Raw genomic sequence first — 15,584 nt, forward strand, 5'->3', positions numbered from 1 at the left:
TGATCTCCGTTAGTTGAGGGCTGTTTGACGCCCCACTGATGGGGCGTAGGGGGACGGAATCTCGCGAGCGATGTTCTGTGTTGCGAACGACGCAACCAGCAGCACAACGCCGACTACCGCCGGAACCGCACCTCTCGGTTTACGAACGCCGAGGTGCGCCAAAGCGGACAGAAGCAAGTGGTAGAACATGCCGGCGTAGGCCAGGTCGCTTAGCGGCACGCTGACGCGCGACAGAATGGCGGCAACGGCTAGGAGCTTCACGGCAGTGAGAAGCGGAACGAGATAGCCGGGGTAGCCAAGATCGGCGAGTGCTTGGACAACCCAAGCCCTTTTGGCTAAGTACGTCGTCGCAGAGGCGAGATAGAGCAAGGACAGCAGCGCCGTACTGATCCAGTACACGTAACTTTGAGTCATGAGGTTTCCTAAAGCAGGGTTACATCGACACCCATGAGAATGTCGTCTAAGATGAAACTCAGCAAGTAGGATGAAAAAGTGATGGTTAGTATGGAAAAGAAGACTAAAGGCTGCGATGAGGTCAACATGCACGAGGAGATGCGCCGCGCATTCGCGCTGCTGTCGGGCAAGTGGAAGCTGGAAATCATGTGGCTGCTCAACCAGCGGGTCTATCGCTTTGGAGAGCTGCGCAAGGCCATACCGCGAATCACTCAGCACATGCTGACGGCGCAACTTCGTGAACTGGAAGCTGATGGCCTGATATCCCGCACGGTATTCGCGGAAGTGCCGCCGCGCGTCGAGTACGAGATCACGGCAAAGGCGCGTGGGTTGGGGCCGACGATGGAGGCGCTAACAGCCTGGTGGAACGAGTACGGTAGAAGTGTGCCGGCAAAGACGGCCTCGCGTGGACGCAAGGCCAAAGGAGCTTAGGCGGCTCAGGTTTCGCAGAAAGGGCCGCCAACTCGTTGAGCTAATCAACGAAATGAACCGATATTCGCAAACAAAATTTGCCCGGGCGATGACAGTCTGCGCGGTATTTCTGTGAGTAGCGTGTTCCACGCCGGTGATCAAAATTCCTTGGTGGGGGCGCTTCAGACAGGGTGGTCGTTGCAAGTTAATTATGATCAATCGCGCCGGCAAGCGCCGATCAACTCGCAGATACTGATCAGCCAGCGTCTGCTATCGGGAAAGGCCGCTAATGAGGGCTGTCATTCGGCAAGCGTGGCTAGTTTGGGCAAACGAAAACGCCACCCCCATGAAGAGGTGGCGTGATCTGGTGCGTCGAACATCCTTGATGTGGAGGCCTCCACGGCGCCCAGACTTCCCAGACTACGGACAGCTTGCCGAAGTTGTGGCTCGCAACCCATCAGGGTAGGGTGATGGAGGATGTCAGGGTTGTCTGATGGCAACCAGGAAACGGACGTCTAAATGAATTATCGCCTTGGTGTTTGAGAGCCCGTTGTTGGGTTCAATCATTCGTCAAGCAGGGAAATTATTTTCGTCGAGAAGGGGATTAATCTCGTCGAGGTGGGGATGAAGCGAAACCTCAGTGAAACCTGAAAAGAAAAAGCTCACCGTTCGAAAAATCGAAGAGTGAGCTAAGTCATTGTATCTACACGTAAAACATGGTGGCCGAGGACGGAATCGAACCGCCGACACGGGGATTTTCAATCCCCTGCTCTACCAACTGAGCTACTCGGCCGGAAACCTTGCAACCACGGGACAGCCGCTAGGGTTGCCGATGATGCGTGGAGCCGCGTATTAGACCGAACGTGCGGCTTTTCGTCAAGACTCGGCATCTGGCGCGGTGAAACCGGTGGCCTTGGCGAAGTCGCCGCCGAACAGGAATTTCTCCATTTCTTCGCCGAGGTACTTGCGTGCCTTCGGGTCGAGCGGGCTGAGCCGGTATTCATTGATCAGGGTGGTCTGGTGGGCCAGCCACTGCTGCCACGCAGGCTTGGAAATCTCGGCGTAGATGCGCTGGCCAAGCGGACCGGGCCAAGGAGCGAAGTCGAGGCCTTCGGCGTCGATGCCGAGCTTGGCGCAATGAATGGTACGGCTCATGAAATTTCCTCGGGTCTTTGCCTGGTCGGGTAGGAGTGCACCCTGTGCGCGATGCTTTCAGTCATCCAGCCAACAAGAGCATCGCGCACAGGGTGCGCTCCTACAATGTGGGGCGGGCGATGTTGAGCAACAAGCTGCGCACCGGTGCTGGCAGGCCAAGTGCAGTCAGTTCTTCGGCGCTGCACCAGCGCAGCTGTGGGTTGTCGGCGATGCCATGGGCTGCTGTTGCGTGATCGAACAGCAGCGGTTCGATGTTCAACCGGTAGTGACTGAACACGTGGATGAACGGAGCGAGTGCTTGTGCATCGTCGATCTGCGCATGCTGCTGCGCGATGCGCCACGCAGCATTCGGGTCGGTCGCTTCGGGCAGGCTCCACAAACCTGACCACACGCCTTGCGGGCCGCGTCGTTCCAGCAGTACACGGCCCTGGCGGTCGCGCAGGATCAGCATCACGGTGGCGCGGGTGGGAATGGATTTGCCCGGTTTGCGGCTGGGCAGCTGCGTGGTGAGGTCGTCGCGATGGGCGACGCAGTCGCCGGCCAGCGGGCAGGCCTCGCAGCGCGGGCGCGAGCGCACGCAGAGGGTGGCACCCAGGTCCATGATTGCCTGGGTGTAGTCGGCGACGCGCGTGTTCGGTGTATGGGCCTCGGCGTGCTGCCACAGTTGTTTCTCCACGGCGCTTTCGCCGGGATGGCCGTGGATGCCGTGGTAGCGGGTGAGCACGCGCTTGACGTTGCCGTCGAGTATCGCGAAACGCAGGCCGTGCGCCTGCGCCAGGATCGCGCCGGCGGTGGAGCGGCCGATGCCGGGCAGCGCATTCAAGGCGTCGAAGTCGCGCGGCAGTTCGCCGGCATGCTGTTCGACGCAGAGCTGCGCGGCGCGGTGCAGGAATCGTGCACGGCGGTAGTAGCCGAGTCCGGACCACAGCGCCAGCACGGTGTCCTCGTCGGCACTGGCGAGATCGCGCAGGGTGGGTAGTGCGCCGACGAAGCGCTCGAAGTAACCGACCACGGTGGTGACCTGGGTCTGCTGCAGCATCACTTCGGACAGCCATACACGGTAGGCATCGCGTGGGTGCTGCCATGGCAGGTCCTTGCGGCCGTACTGGTCGAACCAGTGCAGCAGGCGGGTGGCCAGCGTGGCTGTCATGGTTTCTTGTTGGCCGATGCGCTGGTGCTGGCGGAGACGGGCACGTCGTCGCCTGCCTGCAGGGTCAGCCCTTCGATATGGATGCCGCCGACCTCGAGTCGGGCGATTTCCGCATGGCCGCTGGCAGGCGGCACGGTCAGTTGCGGGTTGTGCTCATCGCCGAGCTGGCTCCACCAATGGGCGAGCGCCAGTGGCGGCAGGTGCAGGTCGGCGTGATTGTCGGGGCCGTCCATTTTCAGCGCGAGCAGCAGCGGATTGTCCTGGTCGGCCGGAGTCAGTTTCAGCGAGATGTCGTATTGGCCGGCGTCAGCCTGATCCAGCTTGCCGGCGAGGCTGGCGGCTGCATCGGCCGCGCCATGCCAGTGCGCGCTGCCGTTCAGGGCCACGGTCATGGCGCTGCCCTGCGACAGGTGCAGTTCGATGTTGTCCAACTGCAGTGCATTGCCTTCGATACGTGGCGTGGCGGACAGGCGCAGCTGTAATGATGTGTTAGCAGCGGTGATCGCCGACATGCTGAGCGGAAACGGCTGGCCCGAGATCAGGCTGCCGGCTTCGAGCGCGACGTTGCCGAGCAGCAGCTGGTCTCCTCGCACCACGCTGCCGCGGCTGATGCTGACGCCGGTGTCGATGCGCGGAATGTTCGGGGGAGTACCGGCCGGTTGTGTGGGCAGCGCGGCCAGCCAGTCCTGCAGCGCATCCAGGTCGACGCGTGGGGAATCGATCTCCAGCCGGGTGATCACCGGCGGTCCGCCGAGCAGGGTTTGCCAGGGCAGTGCCAGCCGGCCACGCGAAGCGAGCAGGATCGGTGCATTCGCACCCTGCGCGTTGAGCGTGATGCCGGACAGCTCCAGCGCCGGCCGTGGAAACAGGGTGGGACTGGCCGGGCTGGCCAGGTTCAACTCCAGCCCGGCATCGAGTGCCTGGGTCTGCAGCATGACGGTGAAGCGCTCCGGTTGCAGCAGCAGATAGACGGCGATGATCGCGGCCAGCGCGACCGCCAGCATCACGCCACCGAGTACCAGCAGGATCAGCCGCAGTCGGCGTGACATCGGCTCAGTTCCACGCTTCAGTCATGACCGTCGCCGAGGCTGGCTGGCAGCAGGCCGTCGACGAAGGCCGCGGCATCGAACACGCGCAGGTCAGTGGCAGTTTCGCCGAGGCCGACGTAGCGGATCGGCAGGCCGAACTCGCGGGCGAGCGCAAACACCACGCCGCCCTTGGCAGTACCATCGAGCTTGGTCACGACCAGGCCGGTGACCCCGACGATCTGGCGGAACTGGCGGACCTGGTTGACCGCGTTCTGGCCGGTGGTGCCATCGATCACCATCAGCACTTCATGCGGTGCATCGGCATCGAGTTTCTTCAGCACGCGGGCGATCTTGCCCAGTTCGTCCATCAGGCCGCCCTGGGTATGCAGGCGGCCGGCGGTATCGGCGATCAATACGTCGGTGCCACGCGAGCGCGCCGCCTGCAGCGCATCGAAGATCACGCTGGCGGCGTCGGCATCCTGGCCTTGCGAGATCACCGGCACTTCATTGCGTGCGCCCCAGGTCTTCAACTGCTCGACGGCGGCGGCGCGGAAGGTATCGCCCGCAGCCAACATCACCGCGCGGTGCTCGTCACGCCAGCGGCGGGCCAGCTTGCCGATGGTTGTGGTCTTGCCGGCGCCATTGATGCCGACGACGAGCACCACGAACGGCTGCTTGCCGCGCACGTCGAGCGGCTGCTCGACCGGCTTGAGCAGGGTGAGCAGGGCCTCGCGCAGCGCGGCCAGCAAGGCGGGTGCATCGGCGAATTCGCGCTTGTGCATGCGCTTGCGCAGGTTCTCGACCAGCTCGGTGCTGCCTTCGACGCCGACGTCGGCGCTGATCAGGGTGGTTTCCAGTTCGTCGAGCAGGTCGTCGTCGAGCTTGGGATGGCGCACGAACAGCGAGCTGAGGCCGCGTGCGAACGCATTGCCGGACAGCCGCTCGCGCCAGCTGCGCTTGGTGAGTGGAGGCGTCGCGGTCGGCGCTTCAATGACTGGTGCCACGAAGCGCTCGTGCTCGCTCTGCGTTTCGGCGGGCGACGGTGTTTCCGCGAGTGCCTCGTTCAACGCCGGATCGCCACCGATTTCTGCGGCAGCGGCAGGTGGTTCGCCGGCGACGGGTTGCGGCGGAGCCGTTTCGGCAGGCTTTTTCTTCCAGAACTTGAGCATTGCAGGCGTGATTCAAAGACAATGGGCGGCATGCTAACACTCCCATCCGTACTGGCCGCTGAGGGGCCGGCGTCTTGAGCGGCGCCCCGGGGCGGATCCGCATCATCGGCGGCAACCTGCGCAATTCGCGGCTCAACGTGCCGGATCTGCCGGGCCTGCGCCCGACGGCCGAGCGGGTGCGCGAGACCTTGTTCAACTGGCTGGCACCGGTACTCGACGGCGCGCGCTGCCTGGATCTGTGCGCCGGCACCGGCGCGCTGGGGATCGAGGCGTTGTCGCGCGGCGCGGCCAGCGTGCAGTTCGTCGAGCGCGATGCGCGGGCGGCGCAGGCGCTGCGCGACAACCTCGAACGACTCAAGGCAAGCGCTGGCCGGGTAAGCGCGCTCGAGGCGACGACCTTCCTGCGCGGTACGCCGCAGCCGCAGGACCTGGTGTTTCTCGATCCTCCGTTTGCACTGGGGCTGTGGCCGGCACTGGCGCAACAACTGGAGACAGGCGGCTGGCTGGCCGCACAGGCATGGATTTACGTGGAATCGCCGCGCGCCGGCGCACTCGCGCTGCCGTCGAACTGGCAAATGCACCGGGAAGGCCATGCCGGCGAGGTGCGCTTTGCGCTCTATCGGCGCGCGGTTCCGTTAAGCTAGGCCTAACTTTGACTGCCACCTTCGATCCGTGAGCAAACCTTTGGGCAATCCGCGCGTGGCCGTCTATCCGGGCACGTTTGATCCGATCACCAACGGTCACACCGACCTGGTGACGCGCGCCGCACCGTTGTTCGAGCGGGTGATCGTGGCGGTGGCCGACAGTTCCAGCAAGGGGCCGGCCTTCAGCATCGACGAGCGGATTACCCTGGCGCGGATGGCGCTGGCCGATCTGCCGAACGTGGAGGTGCGCGGTTTCGACTGCCTGCTGGCGACCTTCGTCGAAGAAACCAGCGCCGGTGTGATCATTCGCGGCCTGCGTGCGGTATCGGATTTCGAATACGAGTTCCAGCTGGCCAGCATGAACCGGCATCTGATTCCGCAGGCCGAAACGCTGTTTTTGACCCCGGCGGAGCAATACAGTTTCATTTCCTCGTCGCTGGTGCGCGAGATCGGCCGCCTCGGCGGTGATATCTCCGGCTTCGTGCATCCGGCGGTACAACAGGCCATGCGTCAGCGCTGGCAGAAAAGCCGCACCGGCTTCAACAAGCAACCCGAAACAGAAGGTGATAACCATGCGTAAGTTCGCTCTCATTGCCGCCGTCGCGCTGACCGCAAGCCTGAGCCTGAGCGGCTGCAACAAGTCGCAGGATGATCAGGAGAACGCCCAGCAGCAGGTGCAGCAGGCGCCGAAGCCGACCAGCCCCACCGACTCCAAGGGCTGGAACACCTACCTCGGCCAGATCGTGCAGAAGAACATGCAGGGCATGAAGGCCAACCAGCCGTATGCCTATATGGTGGCGGCAGGCGACAGCGACGACATCAAGGCGCAGAACGATCGTCAGCTGCAGAGCGTGCAGGACACCGTGGCCCGTGGCGTGCTGCCGGGCAACATGCTGGTGTTCGGCGGCCCGGAGTCGGGCAAGACCGCCGACCTGCTGGTCGCCGCGTTCAAGGATGCCAAGCCTGGTTCGTTCAAGGATGTGATCGTCCTGTTCATCGGCGACAAGGCTGACGAGCAGCGGGTCGATGACGTCCTCAAGCCGACCGGTGCCACCATTCGCTTCGTCGCCATGTAAGCAGCGGCCGCGCCTGGCGCGGCCGCGTTCCCCCTCTCCCCTGCGGGGAGAGGGCAGGGCGAAGGGTGATTCCTGAGAAAGCGTCATTCCGGGGCGCCCCTAGTCACGGGCTGCACATGCCCAGCATGTAGTATCGATTGCCATGTCCCTGAAAATCCTCGACACCTGCGTCAATTGCGATGTCTGCGAACCGGTTTGCCCGAACAAGGCGATCGCGCTGGGCGAGGAGTTCTACGTGATCGACCCGGCGCTGTGCACCGAGTGCATCGGTCATCATGACGAACCTCAATGCATCGAGGTGTGTCCGGTCGAATGCATCATCGTCGACCCCGCACACGTGGAGTCGCATGAGCAACTCGATCTCAAATACCGCCACCTGATGGGCAAGGAGTCTGCAGCATGAGTGTTTCCCTGCATGGGCGAGTGCTCGTCCTGAGCATGCTGCTGGTTGGCAGTACGGCATTTGCCGCCGATGGCGCGCCGAAGACCACGCCGGCGCATGCTTCCGTACAGTTGCAGCAGCGTCCCGGCCACGCGGCGATTGCCAGTGCGAATTACCTCGCCACCAATGCCGGCCTCGAAGTGCTGGCCAAAGGCGGCAACGCGTTCGACGCGGCGGTCGCGGTGGCCTCGACACTGTCGGTGGTGGAGCCGGAGAGTTCGGGCATCGGCGGCGGCTTCATGGCCGTGCTGCATCGGGCGAAGGACGACCACGACATCTTCATCGACGCCCGCGAAACCGCGCCGGCGGCGGTGAACAGCAAGGATTATCTCAATCCTGACGGCAGCCCGAACCGCGATACCGCGCTGAAGGGGCCGCTCTCGGCCGGCATCCCCGGCGAACCGGCGGGACTGGTTCTCATCGCGAAGCGCTATGGCCGGCTGCCGCTGCAGCAGTCGCTGGCACCGGCGATCCGGACTGCCCGGGACGGCTTCCAGCCGGATGCCCGTCTGCGCGGCTCGATCGCCGAAGAGCAGAAAAACATTCAGCGCTGGCCAGCCGCGGTCGCCAAGTATCTGCCGGACGGCAAGCCGCCCGCCGAGGGCGCAATCTGGCGCGACCCGGATCAGGCGCACACCTGGGAGCTGATCGCCGCGCATGGCGATGACGGTTTCTATCACGGCGAGACCGCGCAGAAGCTGGTCGACGCCGTACGTGCGGCCGGCGGCAACTGGACGCTGGCCGACCTCGCCAGCTACCGGGCGAAGGAGCGCACGCCGATCGTGCTGAACTATCGCGGCTACCGCATCGTCACCGCACCGCCGCCGTCCTCCGGTGGCGTGGCGATCGCCGAGATCCTCAACATCCTGTCCGGCTTCGATCTGACGAAGATGGACCAGGCGCATCGCGTGCACACCATCGTCGAGGCGATGCGTCGTGCGTTCCGCGACCACAACGATTATCTCGGTGATCCGGACTTCGTGAAGATGCCGCTGGACATGCTGCTGTCGCCGTACTACGCCGACGGCCTGCGCCAGGGCATCCTGCCAGACAAGGCCACGCCGTCGTCGATGCTGCCGCGCGCCGAGGCCAGCGAACCGGGCATGCACACCACGCATTTCTCGATCATCGACGCCGACGGCAACATGGCGGCGGTCACCTCGACGGTGAACTATGTGATGGGTTCCACCTTCGTCGCCGCAGGCACCGGGGTGCTGCTGAACGACGAGATGGACGACTTCGCGCTGGTGCCGAACAAGCCGAACGTCTACGGCCTGCTCGGCAGCGCGGCGAACGCGCCGGCGCCCGGCAAGCGCATGCTGTCGTCGATGTCGCCGAGCATCGTGATCGGCGCCGACCGCACCGCGGTGATCGGCTCGCCCGGCGGCTCGACCATCATTACCCAGGTGCTCGAAGGCATCCTGCATTTCATCGACGGCGAGAGCGCACAGCAGATCGCCGCGCACAAGCGCTTCCACCATCAGTACATGCCGGACGAGGTGATGGTGGAGGACGGCACGTTCGATCCGGCGACCAGCGATGCGCTGACCAAGATGGGCTACACGCTCAAGCAGCGCGAGTCGTGGGGCTTCATGAACGTGGTCACCTGGGATCGCAGGACCAACCGGCTCGATGCGGCCAGCGATCCGCGTCGGCCGTCGGGGCTGGGCAAGGTGCAGTAAGGTCAGGACATGGAACTGTTCTCGCTCCTCGGCAACTCGCAGCAACTGGATGGCGGCGCCATGTTTGGCAACGCGCCGAAGGCGCTGTGGTCGCGCTGGATTGCGCCGGATGAGCAGAACCGCATACCGCTGGCCTGCCGCTGCCTGCTGGTGAAGGACCTGGATGGCAGGAATGTGCTGTTCGAGACCGGTATCGGCGCGTTCTTCGAGCCGGCTTTGCGCGAACGTTATGGCGTGGTCGAGCCGCAGCATGTGCTGCTCGATTCGCTGGCGGCGGCCGGTCTGAACCACGAAGACATCGACGTGGTGGTGCTGTCGCATCTGCATTTCGATCATGCCGGTGGCCTGTTGGCGGCATGGGAAAAAGATCTGCCGCCGCGACTGCTGTTCCCGGACGCGCGCTTCGTGGTGGGTGCCGAGCACTGGCGTCGCGCGCTCAAGCCGCATCTACGTGACCGTGCCTCGTTCATCCCGGAACTGCCTTCGCTGCTGGAAGCCAGCGGCCGACTGGAACTGGTCGAGGGCGAGTATTCGCAGACGCTTGGCAACGCCGTGCGCTTCAGTTTTTCGGATGGTCATACGCCTGGCCTGATGCTCGCCGAGGTCGCTGGCGTGGTGTTCTGTGCCGACCTGATCCCGGGTCGTTTCTGGGTGCATCTACCCATCACCATGGGCTACGACCGCTGGCCGGAGAAGCTGATCGACGAGAAACGCGCATTCCTGGACGACAAGCTGGCGCGTGGCGTGCGCCTGTTCTTCACCCATGACGATGATTGTGCGCTGGCGCGGGTGACGCGTGACGAGCGCGGTCGGTTTGGCACGGCTGACGAACAGCACGAGCTGCGTGGTGCGTCTTCGCCATCACTGGCTGGAGCGGCCCGATGAAACTGGCCAGCCGGATCTCCGTGCACGATCTGATGTGCAATGTTGCCGGCGCGTTGCTGGTGCTTGCCGGCGTCGCGCTGATGGCCATGGTGGTGCGCAGTCAGCTCAATTATCGTGCCGCCGCCGCGCGGCATGGCGGTGAAGTGGTTGACCTTGGCCACAACGCAAATCCACAGGCCGGCGAACACGGCACCATGGTGCGCCTTGTCGGAACGCCACAGGTGGTTGAGGCGCCGCGCGATCCGGATTTCAACCTGCGGGTGAATACCCCGGTATTGGTACGTCACGTGGAAATGTTCCAGTGGCGCGAGATACACATTGGCGGCGATGTGCATTACGAGCTGGACTGGGTGGATCATCCGCTCGATGCCAGCCACTTCGAACAGCCGGCCGGACACACCAACCCTGCCAGCTTCCCGCTCAGTGGAAAGCAGTTCGATGCCGGATTGGTGCAGCTGGGTGGATTCAAGCTGTCGCCGCTGCTGCAGCATGCGCTGCCCGGTTCAGAGCAGGTTGCGCCGGATCCGAAGCTGTTGCCGGCGAATCTCGCGGCCAGTTTCAGTCCGTATCAGGGGCATCTGGTGACCAGCGCGGATCCTGGCGCCCCGCGACTCGGTGACCTGCGGGTGAGCTGGGACGACGTGCCGCTGCAGGAGGTTACCGTCGTCGCTCGCATCGACGGCGATCGACTGGTCGCCGCCGCCGATGCCGCCGACGGCAAGGGCTATGACGTGGAGATCGGTACGGTGCCGTTGCTCGACGTATTTCCCGATCTGCCGGTGCCACCGAAATTCGTGATGGCCAGCCAGCTGCTGGCCATCCTGCTGGCCGCGTTCGGTGCGTTCCTGTTGCTGATGGCGCATCGCCACCGCGGCGACGCGCTGCTGGCGCTGGCACTGGGCGCACTGGCCGTAGCTGCAGTGGCCAGCGTACTGTGGCTGGGCCACGACGCATTCATGCTATGCGCATGGGTTGTGGTTGCGCTGCTCAGCGTCGCCCTCGCGATCTGGCGTCTGCGGCGCCAGCCGCAGCTGGATCGCTGACGCATCGCGTGCTGGTCGTGCGCTGATCCAACCTGATTCACTGTTTCCCGGCGTGCTCGATGAACCACAATCCGGCGAACAATTTCGGGTCGATCGAATAGCCTTCGGCGGCGCGTGCGAACAGCCACGCGCCGGCTTCGCGGCGTGGTACCTCGTGCACCACGATGTTTTCGGTCTCGTCGCCACCGCCGGGCCCCACTTTTTCCAGCTCCCACGCGCGCACGAAGGTGATCATCTCGGTGCTCATGCCGGACGATGACGGGCCGCGATGGACGAACTCCACCCGCTTGCAGCGGTAGCCGGTTTCCTCTTCCAGTTCGCGCTGTGCAGCGAGCAGCGCGCTCTCGTCGGCCTGCTCGACTTGATCACCGACCAGTCCGGCCGGCATCTCGATGGTGTTCTGCAGGATCGACACGCGGTACTGCTCGACGAACAGCACGTTATCGTCCGCTGTCACCGCCAGGATGATCACGGCGCCGCCGGGATTGTTGCGCTCGGCATATTCCCAGCGGCCGCGTTTGCGCAAGCTCAGCCAGCGACCCTCGTACAGGGTTTCCTCTGGGGCACTGACGTCGGCAGGAATGCGGTTGGCGGAATCATTCATCGGTGATCGCGTGTTGAGGAAGGCTGGCGACCATGTTGACCGGTCCAGCCAACAGCGACAACAGCGGGCGGGTGGGTGACGTGTGCCGCCCGATTCAGCGCAGCAACGCGCGCAGCCGACTGCGGGTGAATGCACCGAAGCGCAGTTGCTCGCACAGGCTGTCGAGCTGGCCGGGTTCCTGGCGCTTGCGTTGCAGTATTTCAATCGTGCTGGCGCCCGGGGCGTCCAGCGCGATGCGGGTAAGCCGGCGGTACAGCCGGGCCTGTTCGGCATGCTCGCGCAGTTTCGCGGCGCAGGTTGCCGCGCCGCGCAGGCGCAGGAAGGCCACTTCGTCGATGCGGTCGAGCAGGGTATCGAGGCTGCCGAAATGGCTGAGCAGAGCGGCGGCGGTCTTGGCGCCGATGCCAGGCACGCCGGGGATGTTGTCCACCGCGTCGCCACACAGCGCCAGATAGTCGGCCACCTGCTGCGGATGCACGCCAAGCTTCTCGTGCACGCCGGCCGGTCCCCAGCGCACACTGCGGGCGTAGTCCCACTGTTCGTCGTGTTCGCCCAGCAGCTGCCCGAAATCCTTGTCGGCGGAAACGATCACGCTGCGCCAGCCGAGTGCGCGCAGGTTCCACACCGTGCTGCCGATCAGGTCGTCGGCCTCGAAGCTGTGGTCGATCATCAGGTGGATGCCGAGCGCCTCGGTGACCGCGCGGCACTGCACGAACTGCCGTTCCAGGTCGGGCGGCGGCAGTTCGCGGTTGGCCTTGTAGGGCGGATAGATCGCGTTGCGGAACGAGCTGGTCAGCGAGGCGTCGAACGCCACCGCGATGTGTTCGGGCTGGACGCGCTCCAGCAGTTCGCACAGGAAGCGGGTATAGCCGTGCACCGCGTTGACCGGATGGCCTTCCGCGTCGAAGAACTCGTCCGGCATCGAATGCCATGCGCGAAATACATACAGGCTGCCGTCGACCAGGTGGACGGCTGGAAGTCCGGTTGCAGGCGTACTCACGGCGCCCAGGTGCTGAGCAGCTCGGCCAGCATCGGGCGATCGCGGTCGGGCACCTCGAACTGCGGCGTGCCCAAGTGCACGAAGCCGATCACGTGTTCGTGTTCCGCCAAGCCGAGCATCGCGGCCACCTCGTCGTCGTAGGCGGCCCAGCCGGTCAACCATTGCGCGCCATAGCCCAGCGCGTACGCGCCGAGCAGGATGCTGTAGGCGACATTGCCGGCGCACAGCTTCTGTTCGATCGCCGGCACCTTGCTGTCGGCGTGCAGGCAGGCGACGACCACCATTACCAGTGGCGCGAAGGTATAGCGCAGGCGTTCCTTCTCGAGTTTGGCCTCGGACATCTCGGGGTTGTTGTGGATCGCGATCGCGGCCAGCTGCTCGCCGAAATGCAGCTTCGCGTCTCCCTGCATGCGGATCAGCCGGAACGGCACCAGCTTGCCGTGGTCGGGTACGCGGATCGCCGCTTCGAGCAGCGCCTGCAGGCTCGCCTCATCCGGCGCCGGCTCGCCGAGCTGGCGTGATGGCACGGAATGGCGTTGCTGGAGCAGGGAGAGGTCGGCGGACATGAATCAATTCTTTCGATGCGGGGATGCCCATGCTAACTGGCAGGCCAGCAACGCGCGAACCGTCAGGCGCGTCGCGGCAGCTTGAACGAGCCGGGCAGCAGTTCGGCCACGCTGGTTTGCTGGACGTCGCCGCGCAGGTTGCTCAGCAGCACGGGCATGGCGTCGTCGCACAGTTCGGACATCACCTGGCGGCAAGAACCGCAGGGACTGACCGGACCGGCAGTATCGGCGATCACTGCCAGTGCGGCGAAGTCGCCGGGTTGGCAGCCGGCGGCGATCGCACTGAACAGGGCGGTGCGTTCGGCGCAATTGCACAAGCCGTAGGCGGCGTTCTCCACGTTGCAACCGCTGAACTGACGGCCGTCACGGGTCTGCAACGCGGCACCAACCTGGAAGTGCGAATACGGTGCGTAAGCTTGTTCGCGCGCATGGCGTGCCAGCGCCAGCAAATCATCGAACGTGTTGGGTGCTACGGGCATCGGGATCTCCGGCGATGACCCCGGGCGGTGCGAGCCGCGTATGCCGGCGGGCCAGCTTACTCTTTCCGGCTTGTCCGGATCAAAGCCTGCATGTAACGCTAAGATGTCCGAACCATTCAAAGGGGGTTGCACCATGCCGATCACCGTAGCCGCTTTGCGTGAGACTGCCGCCGGGGAGCGCCGCGTGGCCATCACACCCGAGATGGCGAAGAAGCTGCGCGGCAAGGGCCTGCGTGTCCTCTTGGAACACGACGCGGGCCGCGCTGCCGGTTTTCCGGACAGCAGCTATGCCGAGGCCGAATTTGCCGATGCCACCGGCGTGCTCGCACAGGCTGATCTGCTGGCCTGCGTGTTGCCGCTGGACGACGCGGCGTATGCCGGCTTGCGCGAAGGCAGCGTGGTGGTCGGCCAGCTGCGCCCGTATGGCGCGGCCGAGCGCGTCGCCGCGCTCACTGCACGCAAATTGACCGCGTTCTCGCTGGAGCTGTTGCCGCGCACCACCCGTGCACAGGCGATGGATGTGCTGAGTTCGCAGGCGGCGGTAGCTGGCTATCGCGCCATGCTGATCGCTGCCGAGGCTTCGCCGAAGTTCTTCCCGATGCTGACCACCGCGGCCGGTACGATCCGCCCGTCCAAGGTGCTGGTGATCGGTGCCGGCGTGGCCGGGTTGCAGGCGATCGCCACCGCGCGCCGGCTCGGTGCGCAGATCGAAGGCTATGACGTGCGCCCGGAAACCCGCGAGCAGGTGGAGTCGCTGGGCGCGAAGTTTCTCGAGCTCGGCGTCAGTGCGGCCGGCAGCGGCGGTTATGCGCGTGAACTGTCGGCGGAGGAACGCGCCGCCCAGCAGCAGGCGCTGGCCGAACATCTGAAATCGATCGACGTGATCGTCACCACGGCGGCCGTGCCGGGCCGGCCGGCGCCGAAGATCCTCACCGCAGCGATGGTCGATGGCATGAAGCCGGGTGCACTGATTGTCGATCTGGCCGCCGAGGGTGGCGGCAACTGCGAGCTGACCCGGCCGGGCGAACGGGTCGAACATGGCGGCGTGGTGATCCTGGGGCCGCTGAACCTGCCGGCCGGTGCGCCGCTGCATGCATCGGAGATGTATGCGCGCAACGTGTTCAACTTCATCGAGCTGCTGGTGCATGACGGCGTGTTGCAGCCGGACTTCAACGACGAGCTGGTCGCCAAGAGTTGCGTGAGTCACGCTGGCGAGACCCGCTTCAGCGGCGGTTGAGCGTCTGATAAAGAATCACCCCGCGCAAGGCGGGGTGATTTTCGTGACGCAAGTCAGCGCTCGCTAGGCTGTGGGCCGTTGTGGCCGGAACGCTTCAACCACTGCAGGCGCTGCTTGGGAGGGAGTGCCTGCCATTGGCGCATCAGCTGTTCGCGCTGTTTCGGTGGCAACTGCTGAAAGCGCTCGAAGGCGGCGTGCAGTTTTTCACGCTGTTCCGGTGGCAACTGGCGAAACTTGGTCTGGTTCACACGCGCCTGTTGGCGTTGCTCCGGTGTCATCTGCTGCCAGCGGCCGATGCGTTCGCGGATTTCCTCCTGCTTTGCCGGTGGCAGGGTGACCCAGTGTTCGGCCCATTGCAGCATGCGCGCCTGCCGGCGCGGCGGCAGCGTATTCCACTGTTCATGTAGTGGCGCCAGTATTTCGCGCTGGGCCGGATCAAGGCTGTTCCATGGGCGCGCCGGTGGTGGCGGCCCGTTCTGCGCATGCAGGGGCGCGGCGATGACGCTGCCGAGCAAGGCGGCAAACAGCAGCGGCAGAATGGAACGAAGGTGTCGGATCAT

19 protein-coding genes and 1 tRNA gene are annotated in these 15,584 nt (G+C 64.6%); 9 read left to right on the forward strand and 11 right to left on the reverse strand.

Going from position 1 to position 15,584, the window contains the following annotated elements; translation table 11 throughout:
• Nucleotides 1-9: 9 nt before the first annotated feature.
• Entirely contained in the window at nucleotides 10-414 is a 405-nt protein-coding gene (locus B0E48_RS03940) for a DoxX family protein (protein ID WP_077516139.1), read from the reverse strand.
• 126 nt (nucleotides 415-540) lie between these two features.
• Here B0E48_RS03940 and B0E48_RS03945 point away from each other — a divergent pair, with 126 nt between their 5' ends.
• Complete coding sequence (locus tag B0E48_RS03945; RefSeq protein WP_305793697.1) at nucleotides 541-885, forward strand: helix-turn-helix domain-containing protein; 345 nt, start codon at nucleotides 541-543, stop codon at nucleotides 883-885.
• A 696-nt stretch (nucleotides 886-1,581) separates the two neighbouring features.
• Here the strand turns inward: B0E48_RS03945 and B0E48_RS03950 are convergent.
• The 5 genes from B0E48_RS03950 to ftsY all read right to left on the reverse strand — a co-directional run bounded on the left by B0E48_RS03950 (nucleotide 1,582) and on the right by ftsY (nucleotide 5,366).
• Nucleotides 1,582-1,657: transfer RNA gene (locus tag B0E48_RS03950), tRNA-Phe, on the reverse strand.
• Nucleotides 1,658-1,740: 83 nt separating this feature from the next.
• Nucleotides 1,741-2,019 (reverse strand): oxidative damage protection protein, encoded by a 279-nt coding sequence (locus tag B0E48_RS03955; RefSeq protein ID WP_077516141.1) that lies wholly within the window; start codon nucleotides 2,017-2,019, stop codon nucleotides 1,741-1,743.
• Nucleotides 2,020-2,119: 100 nt separating this feature from the next.
• A complete protein-coding gene (gene mutY / locus B0E48_RS03960) occupies nucleotides 2,120-3,169 on the reverse strand; it encodes an A/G-specific adenine glycosylase (protein WP_077516143.1) in 1,050 nt (349 codons plus the stop codon).
• Nucleotides 3,166-4,218, reverse strand: a complete 1,053-nt coding sequence (locus tag B0E48_RS03965; protein WP_077516145.1) for an AsmA family protein — start codon at nucleotides 4,216-4,218, stop codon at nucleotides 3,166-3,168. Before B0E48_RS03965 ends, mutY begins: the two co-directional genes overlap by 4 nt.
• 17 nt (nucleotides 4,219-4,235) lie before the next feature.
• Nucleotides 4,236-5,366, reverse strand: a complete 1,131-nt coding sequence (gene ftsY, locus B0E48_RS03970) for a signal recognition particle-docking protein FtsY (RefSeq protein WP_077516147.1) — start codon at nucleotides 5,364-5,366, stop codon at nucleotides 4,236-4,238.
• 74 nt (nucleotides 5,367-5,440) lie between these two features.
• Here ftsY and rsmD point away from each other — a divergent pair, with 74 nt between their 5' ends.
• From rsmD to B0E48_RS04005, 7 genes are all read left to right on the forward strand, one after another.
• On the forward strand, nucleotides 5,441-6,010 hold the full coding sequence (gene rsmD / locus B0E48_RS03975; RefSeq protein ID WP_077516149.1) for a 16S rRNA (guanine(966)-N(2))-methyltransferase RsmD: 570 nt from the start codon (nucleotides 5,441-5,443) through the stop codon (nucleotides 6,008-6,010).
• A 40-nt stretch (nucleotides 6,011-6,050) separates the two neighbouring features.
• Complete coding sequence (gene coaD / locus B0E48_RS03980; RefSeq protein WP_077516151.1) at nucleotides 6,051-6,590, forward strand: pantetheine-phosphate adenylyltransferase; 540 nt, start codon at nucleotides 6,051-6,053, stop codon at nucleotides 6,588-6,590.
• On the forward strand, nucleotides 6,583-7,086 hold the full coding sequence (locus B0E48_RS03985; RefSeq protein WP_077516153.1) for a hypothetical protein: 504 nt from the start codon (nucleotides 6,583-6,585) through the stop codon (nucleotides 7,084-7,086). The genes coaD and B0E48_RS03985 overlap by 8 nt, the downstream gene beginning before the upstream one ends.
• A gap of 142 nt (nucleotides 7,087-7,228) precedes the next feature.
• Complete coding sequence (locus tag B0E48_RS03990) at nucleotides 7,229-7,489, forward strand: YfhL family 4Fe-4S dicluster ferredoxin (protein ID WP_077516155.1); 261 nt, start codon at nucleotides 7,229-7,231, stop codon at nucleotides 7,487-7,489.
• Nucleotides 7,486-9,210: a gamma-glutamyltransferase gene (ggt, locus tag B0E48_RS03995; protein WP_077516157.1), complete on the forward strand. Its 1,725-nt coding sequence runs from the start codon at nucleotides 7,486-7,488 to the stop codon at nucleotides 9,208-9,210. Before B0E48_RS03990 ends, ggt begins: the two co-directional genes overlap by 4 nt.
• 9 nt (nucleotides 9,211-9,219) lie before the next feature.
• Nucleotides 9,220-10,095 carry an MBL fold metallo-hydrolase gene (locus B0E48_RS04000; protein WP_077516159.1) on the forward strand — a complete coding sequence of 292 codons (876 nt, stop codon included), beginning with the start codon at nucleotides 9,220-9,222 and terminating at the stop codon, nucleotides 10,093-10,095.
• On the forward strand, nucleotides 10,092-11,138 hold the full coding sequence (locus B0E48_RS04005) for a TMEM43 family protein (RefSeq protein WP_077516161.1): 1,047 nt from the start codon (nucleotides 10,092-10,094) through the stop codon (nucleotides 11,136-11,138). The genes B0E48_RS04000 and B0E48_RS04005 overlap by 4 nt, the downstream gene beginning before the upstream one ends.
• Before the next feature lie 37 nt (nucleotides 11,139-11,175).
• Here the strand turns inward: B0E48_RS04005 and B0E48_RS04010 are convergent, their stop codons facing one another.
• The 4 genes from B0E48_RS04010 to cdd all read right to left on the reverse strand — a co-directional run bounded on the left by B0E48_RS04010 (nucleotide 11,176) and on the right by cdd (nucleotide 13,787).
• Entirely contained in the window at nucleotides 11,176-11,742 is a 567-nt protein-coding gene (locus tag B0E48_RS04010; RefSeq protein WP_077516163.1) for an NUDIX hydrolase, read from the reverse strand.
• 94 nt (nucleotides 11,743-11,836) lie between these two features.
• On the reverse strand, nucleotides 11,837-12,751 hold the full coding sequence (locus B0E48_RS04015) for a 5'-3' exonuclease H3TH domain-containing protein (protein ID WP_077516958.1): 915 nt from the start codon (nucleotides 12,749-12,751) through the stop codon (nucleotides 11,837-11,839).
• Entirely contained in the window at nucleotides 12,739-13,308 is a 570-nt protein-coding gene (locus B0E48_RS04020; RefSeq protein WP_077516165.1) for a nitroreductase, read from the reverse strand. Before B0E48_RS04020 ends, B0E48_RS04015 begins: the two co-directional genes overlap by 13 nt.
• Nucleotides 13,309-13,370: 62 nt before the next feature.
• Nucleotides 13,371-13,787, reverse strand: coding sequence for a cytidine deaminase (gene cdd / locus B0E48_RS04025; RefSeq protein WP_077516167.1), 417 nt, complete (start codon nucleotides 13,785-13,787; stop codon nucleotides 13,371-13,373).
• 133 nt (nucleotides 13,788-13,920) lie between these two features.
• On the opposite strand from cdd, the gene B0E48_RS04030 reads away from it, so the two are divergent.
• Complete coding sequence (locus B0E48_RS04030) at nucleotides 13,921-15,024, forward strand: NAD(P) transhydrogenase subunit alpha (protein WP_077516169.1); 1,104 nt, start codon at nucleotides 13,921-13,923, stop codon at nucleotides 15,022-15,024.
• Nucleotides 15,025-15,077: 53 nt separating this feature from the next.
• On the opposite strand, the gene B0E48_RS04035 is transcribed toward B0E48_RS04030, so the two are convergent.
• On the reverse strand, nucleotides 15,078-15,584 hold the full coding sequence (locus B0E48_RS04035; protein WP_077516172.1) for a DUF3106 domain-containing protein: 507 nt from the start codon (nucleotides 15,582-15,584) through the stop codon (nucleotides 15,078-15,080).

The sequence above is a fragment of the Rhodanobacter sp. C03 genome (genome assembly GCF_002001175.1).
Lineage (GTDB): Bacteria > Pseudomonadota > Gammaproteobacteria > Xanthomonadales > Rhodanobacteraceae > Rhodanobacter.

What these genes read in the sequence shown, in the direction of transcription:
- B0E48_RS03940 (WP_077516139.1), bottom strand. Translation starts at nt 414, where the DNA reads ATGACTCAAAGTTACGTGTACTGGATCAGTACGGCGCTGCTGTCCTTG.
- B0E48_RS03945 (WP_305793697.1), top strand. Translation starts at nt 541, where the DNA reads ATGCACGAGGAGATGCGCCGCGCATTCGCGCTGCTGTCGGGCAAGTGG.
- B0E48_RS03955 (WP_077516141.1), bottom strand. Translation starts at nt 2,019, where the DNA reads ATGAGCCGTACCATTCATTGCGCCAAGCTCGGCATCGACGCCGAAGGC.
- mutY (WP_077516143.1), bottom strand. Translation starts at nt 3,169, where the DNA reads ATGACAGCCACGCTGGCCACCCGCCTGCTGCACTGGTTCGACCAGTAC.
- B0E48_RS03965 (WP_077516145.1), bottom strand. Translation starts at nt 4,218, where the DNA reads ATGTCACGCCGACTGCGGCTGATCCTGCTGGTACTCGGTGGCGTGATG.
- ftsY (WP_077516147.1), bottom strand. Translation starts at nt 5,366, where the DNA reads ATGCTCAAGTTCTGGAAGAAAAAGCCTGCCGAAACGGCTCCGCCGCAA.
- B0E48_RS03985 (WP_077516153.1), top strand. Translation starts at nt 6,583, where the DNA reads ATGCGTAAGTTCGCTCTCATTGCCGCCGTCGCGCTGACCGCAAGCCTG.
- B0E48_RS03990 (WP_077516155.1), top strand. Translation starts at nt 7,229, where the DNA reads ATGTCCCTGAAAATCCTCGACACCTGCGTCAATTGCGATGTCTGCGAA.
- ggt (WP_077516157.1), top strand. Translation starts at nt 7,486, where the DNA reads ATGAGTGTTTCCCTGCATGGGCGAGTGCTCGTCCTGAGCATGCTGCTG.
- B0E48_RS04000 (WP_077516159.1), top strand. Translation starts at nt 9,220, where the DNA reads ATGGAACTGTTCTCGCTCCTCGGCAACTCGCAGCAACTGGATGGCGGC.
- B0E48_RS04005 (WP_077516161.1), top strand. Translation starts at nt 10,092, where the DNA reads ATGAAACTGGCCAGCCGGATCTCCGTGCACGATCTGATGTGCAATGTT.
- B0E48_RS04010 (WP_077516163.1), bottom strand. Translation starts at nt 11,742, where the DNA reads ATGAATGATTCCGCCAACCGCATTCCTGCCGACGTCAGTGCCCCAGAG.
- B0E48_RS04020 (WP_077516165.1), bottom strand. Translation starts at nt 13,308, where the DNA reads ATGTCCGCCGACCTCTCCCTGCTCCAGCAACGCCATTCCGTGCCATCA.
- cdd (WP_077516167.1), bottom strand. Translation starts at nt 13,787, where the DNA reads ATGCCCGTAGCACCCAACACGTTCGATGATTTGCTGGCGCTGGCACGC.
- B0E48_RS04030 (WP_077516169.1), top strand. Translation starts at nt 13,921, where the DNA reads ATGCCGATCACCGTAGCCGCTTTGCGTGAGACTGCCGCCGGGGAGCGC.
- B0E48_RS04035 (WP_077516172.1), bottom strand. Translation starts at nt 15,584, where the DNA reads ATGATCCGACACCTTCGTTCCATTCTGCCGCTGCTGTTTGCCGCCTTG.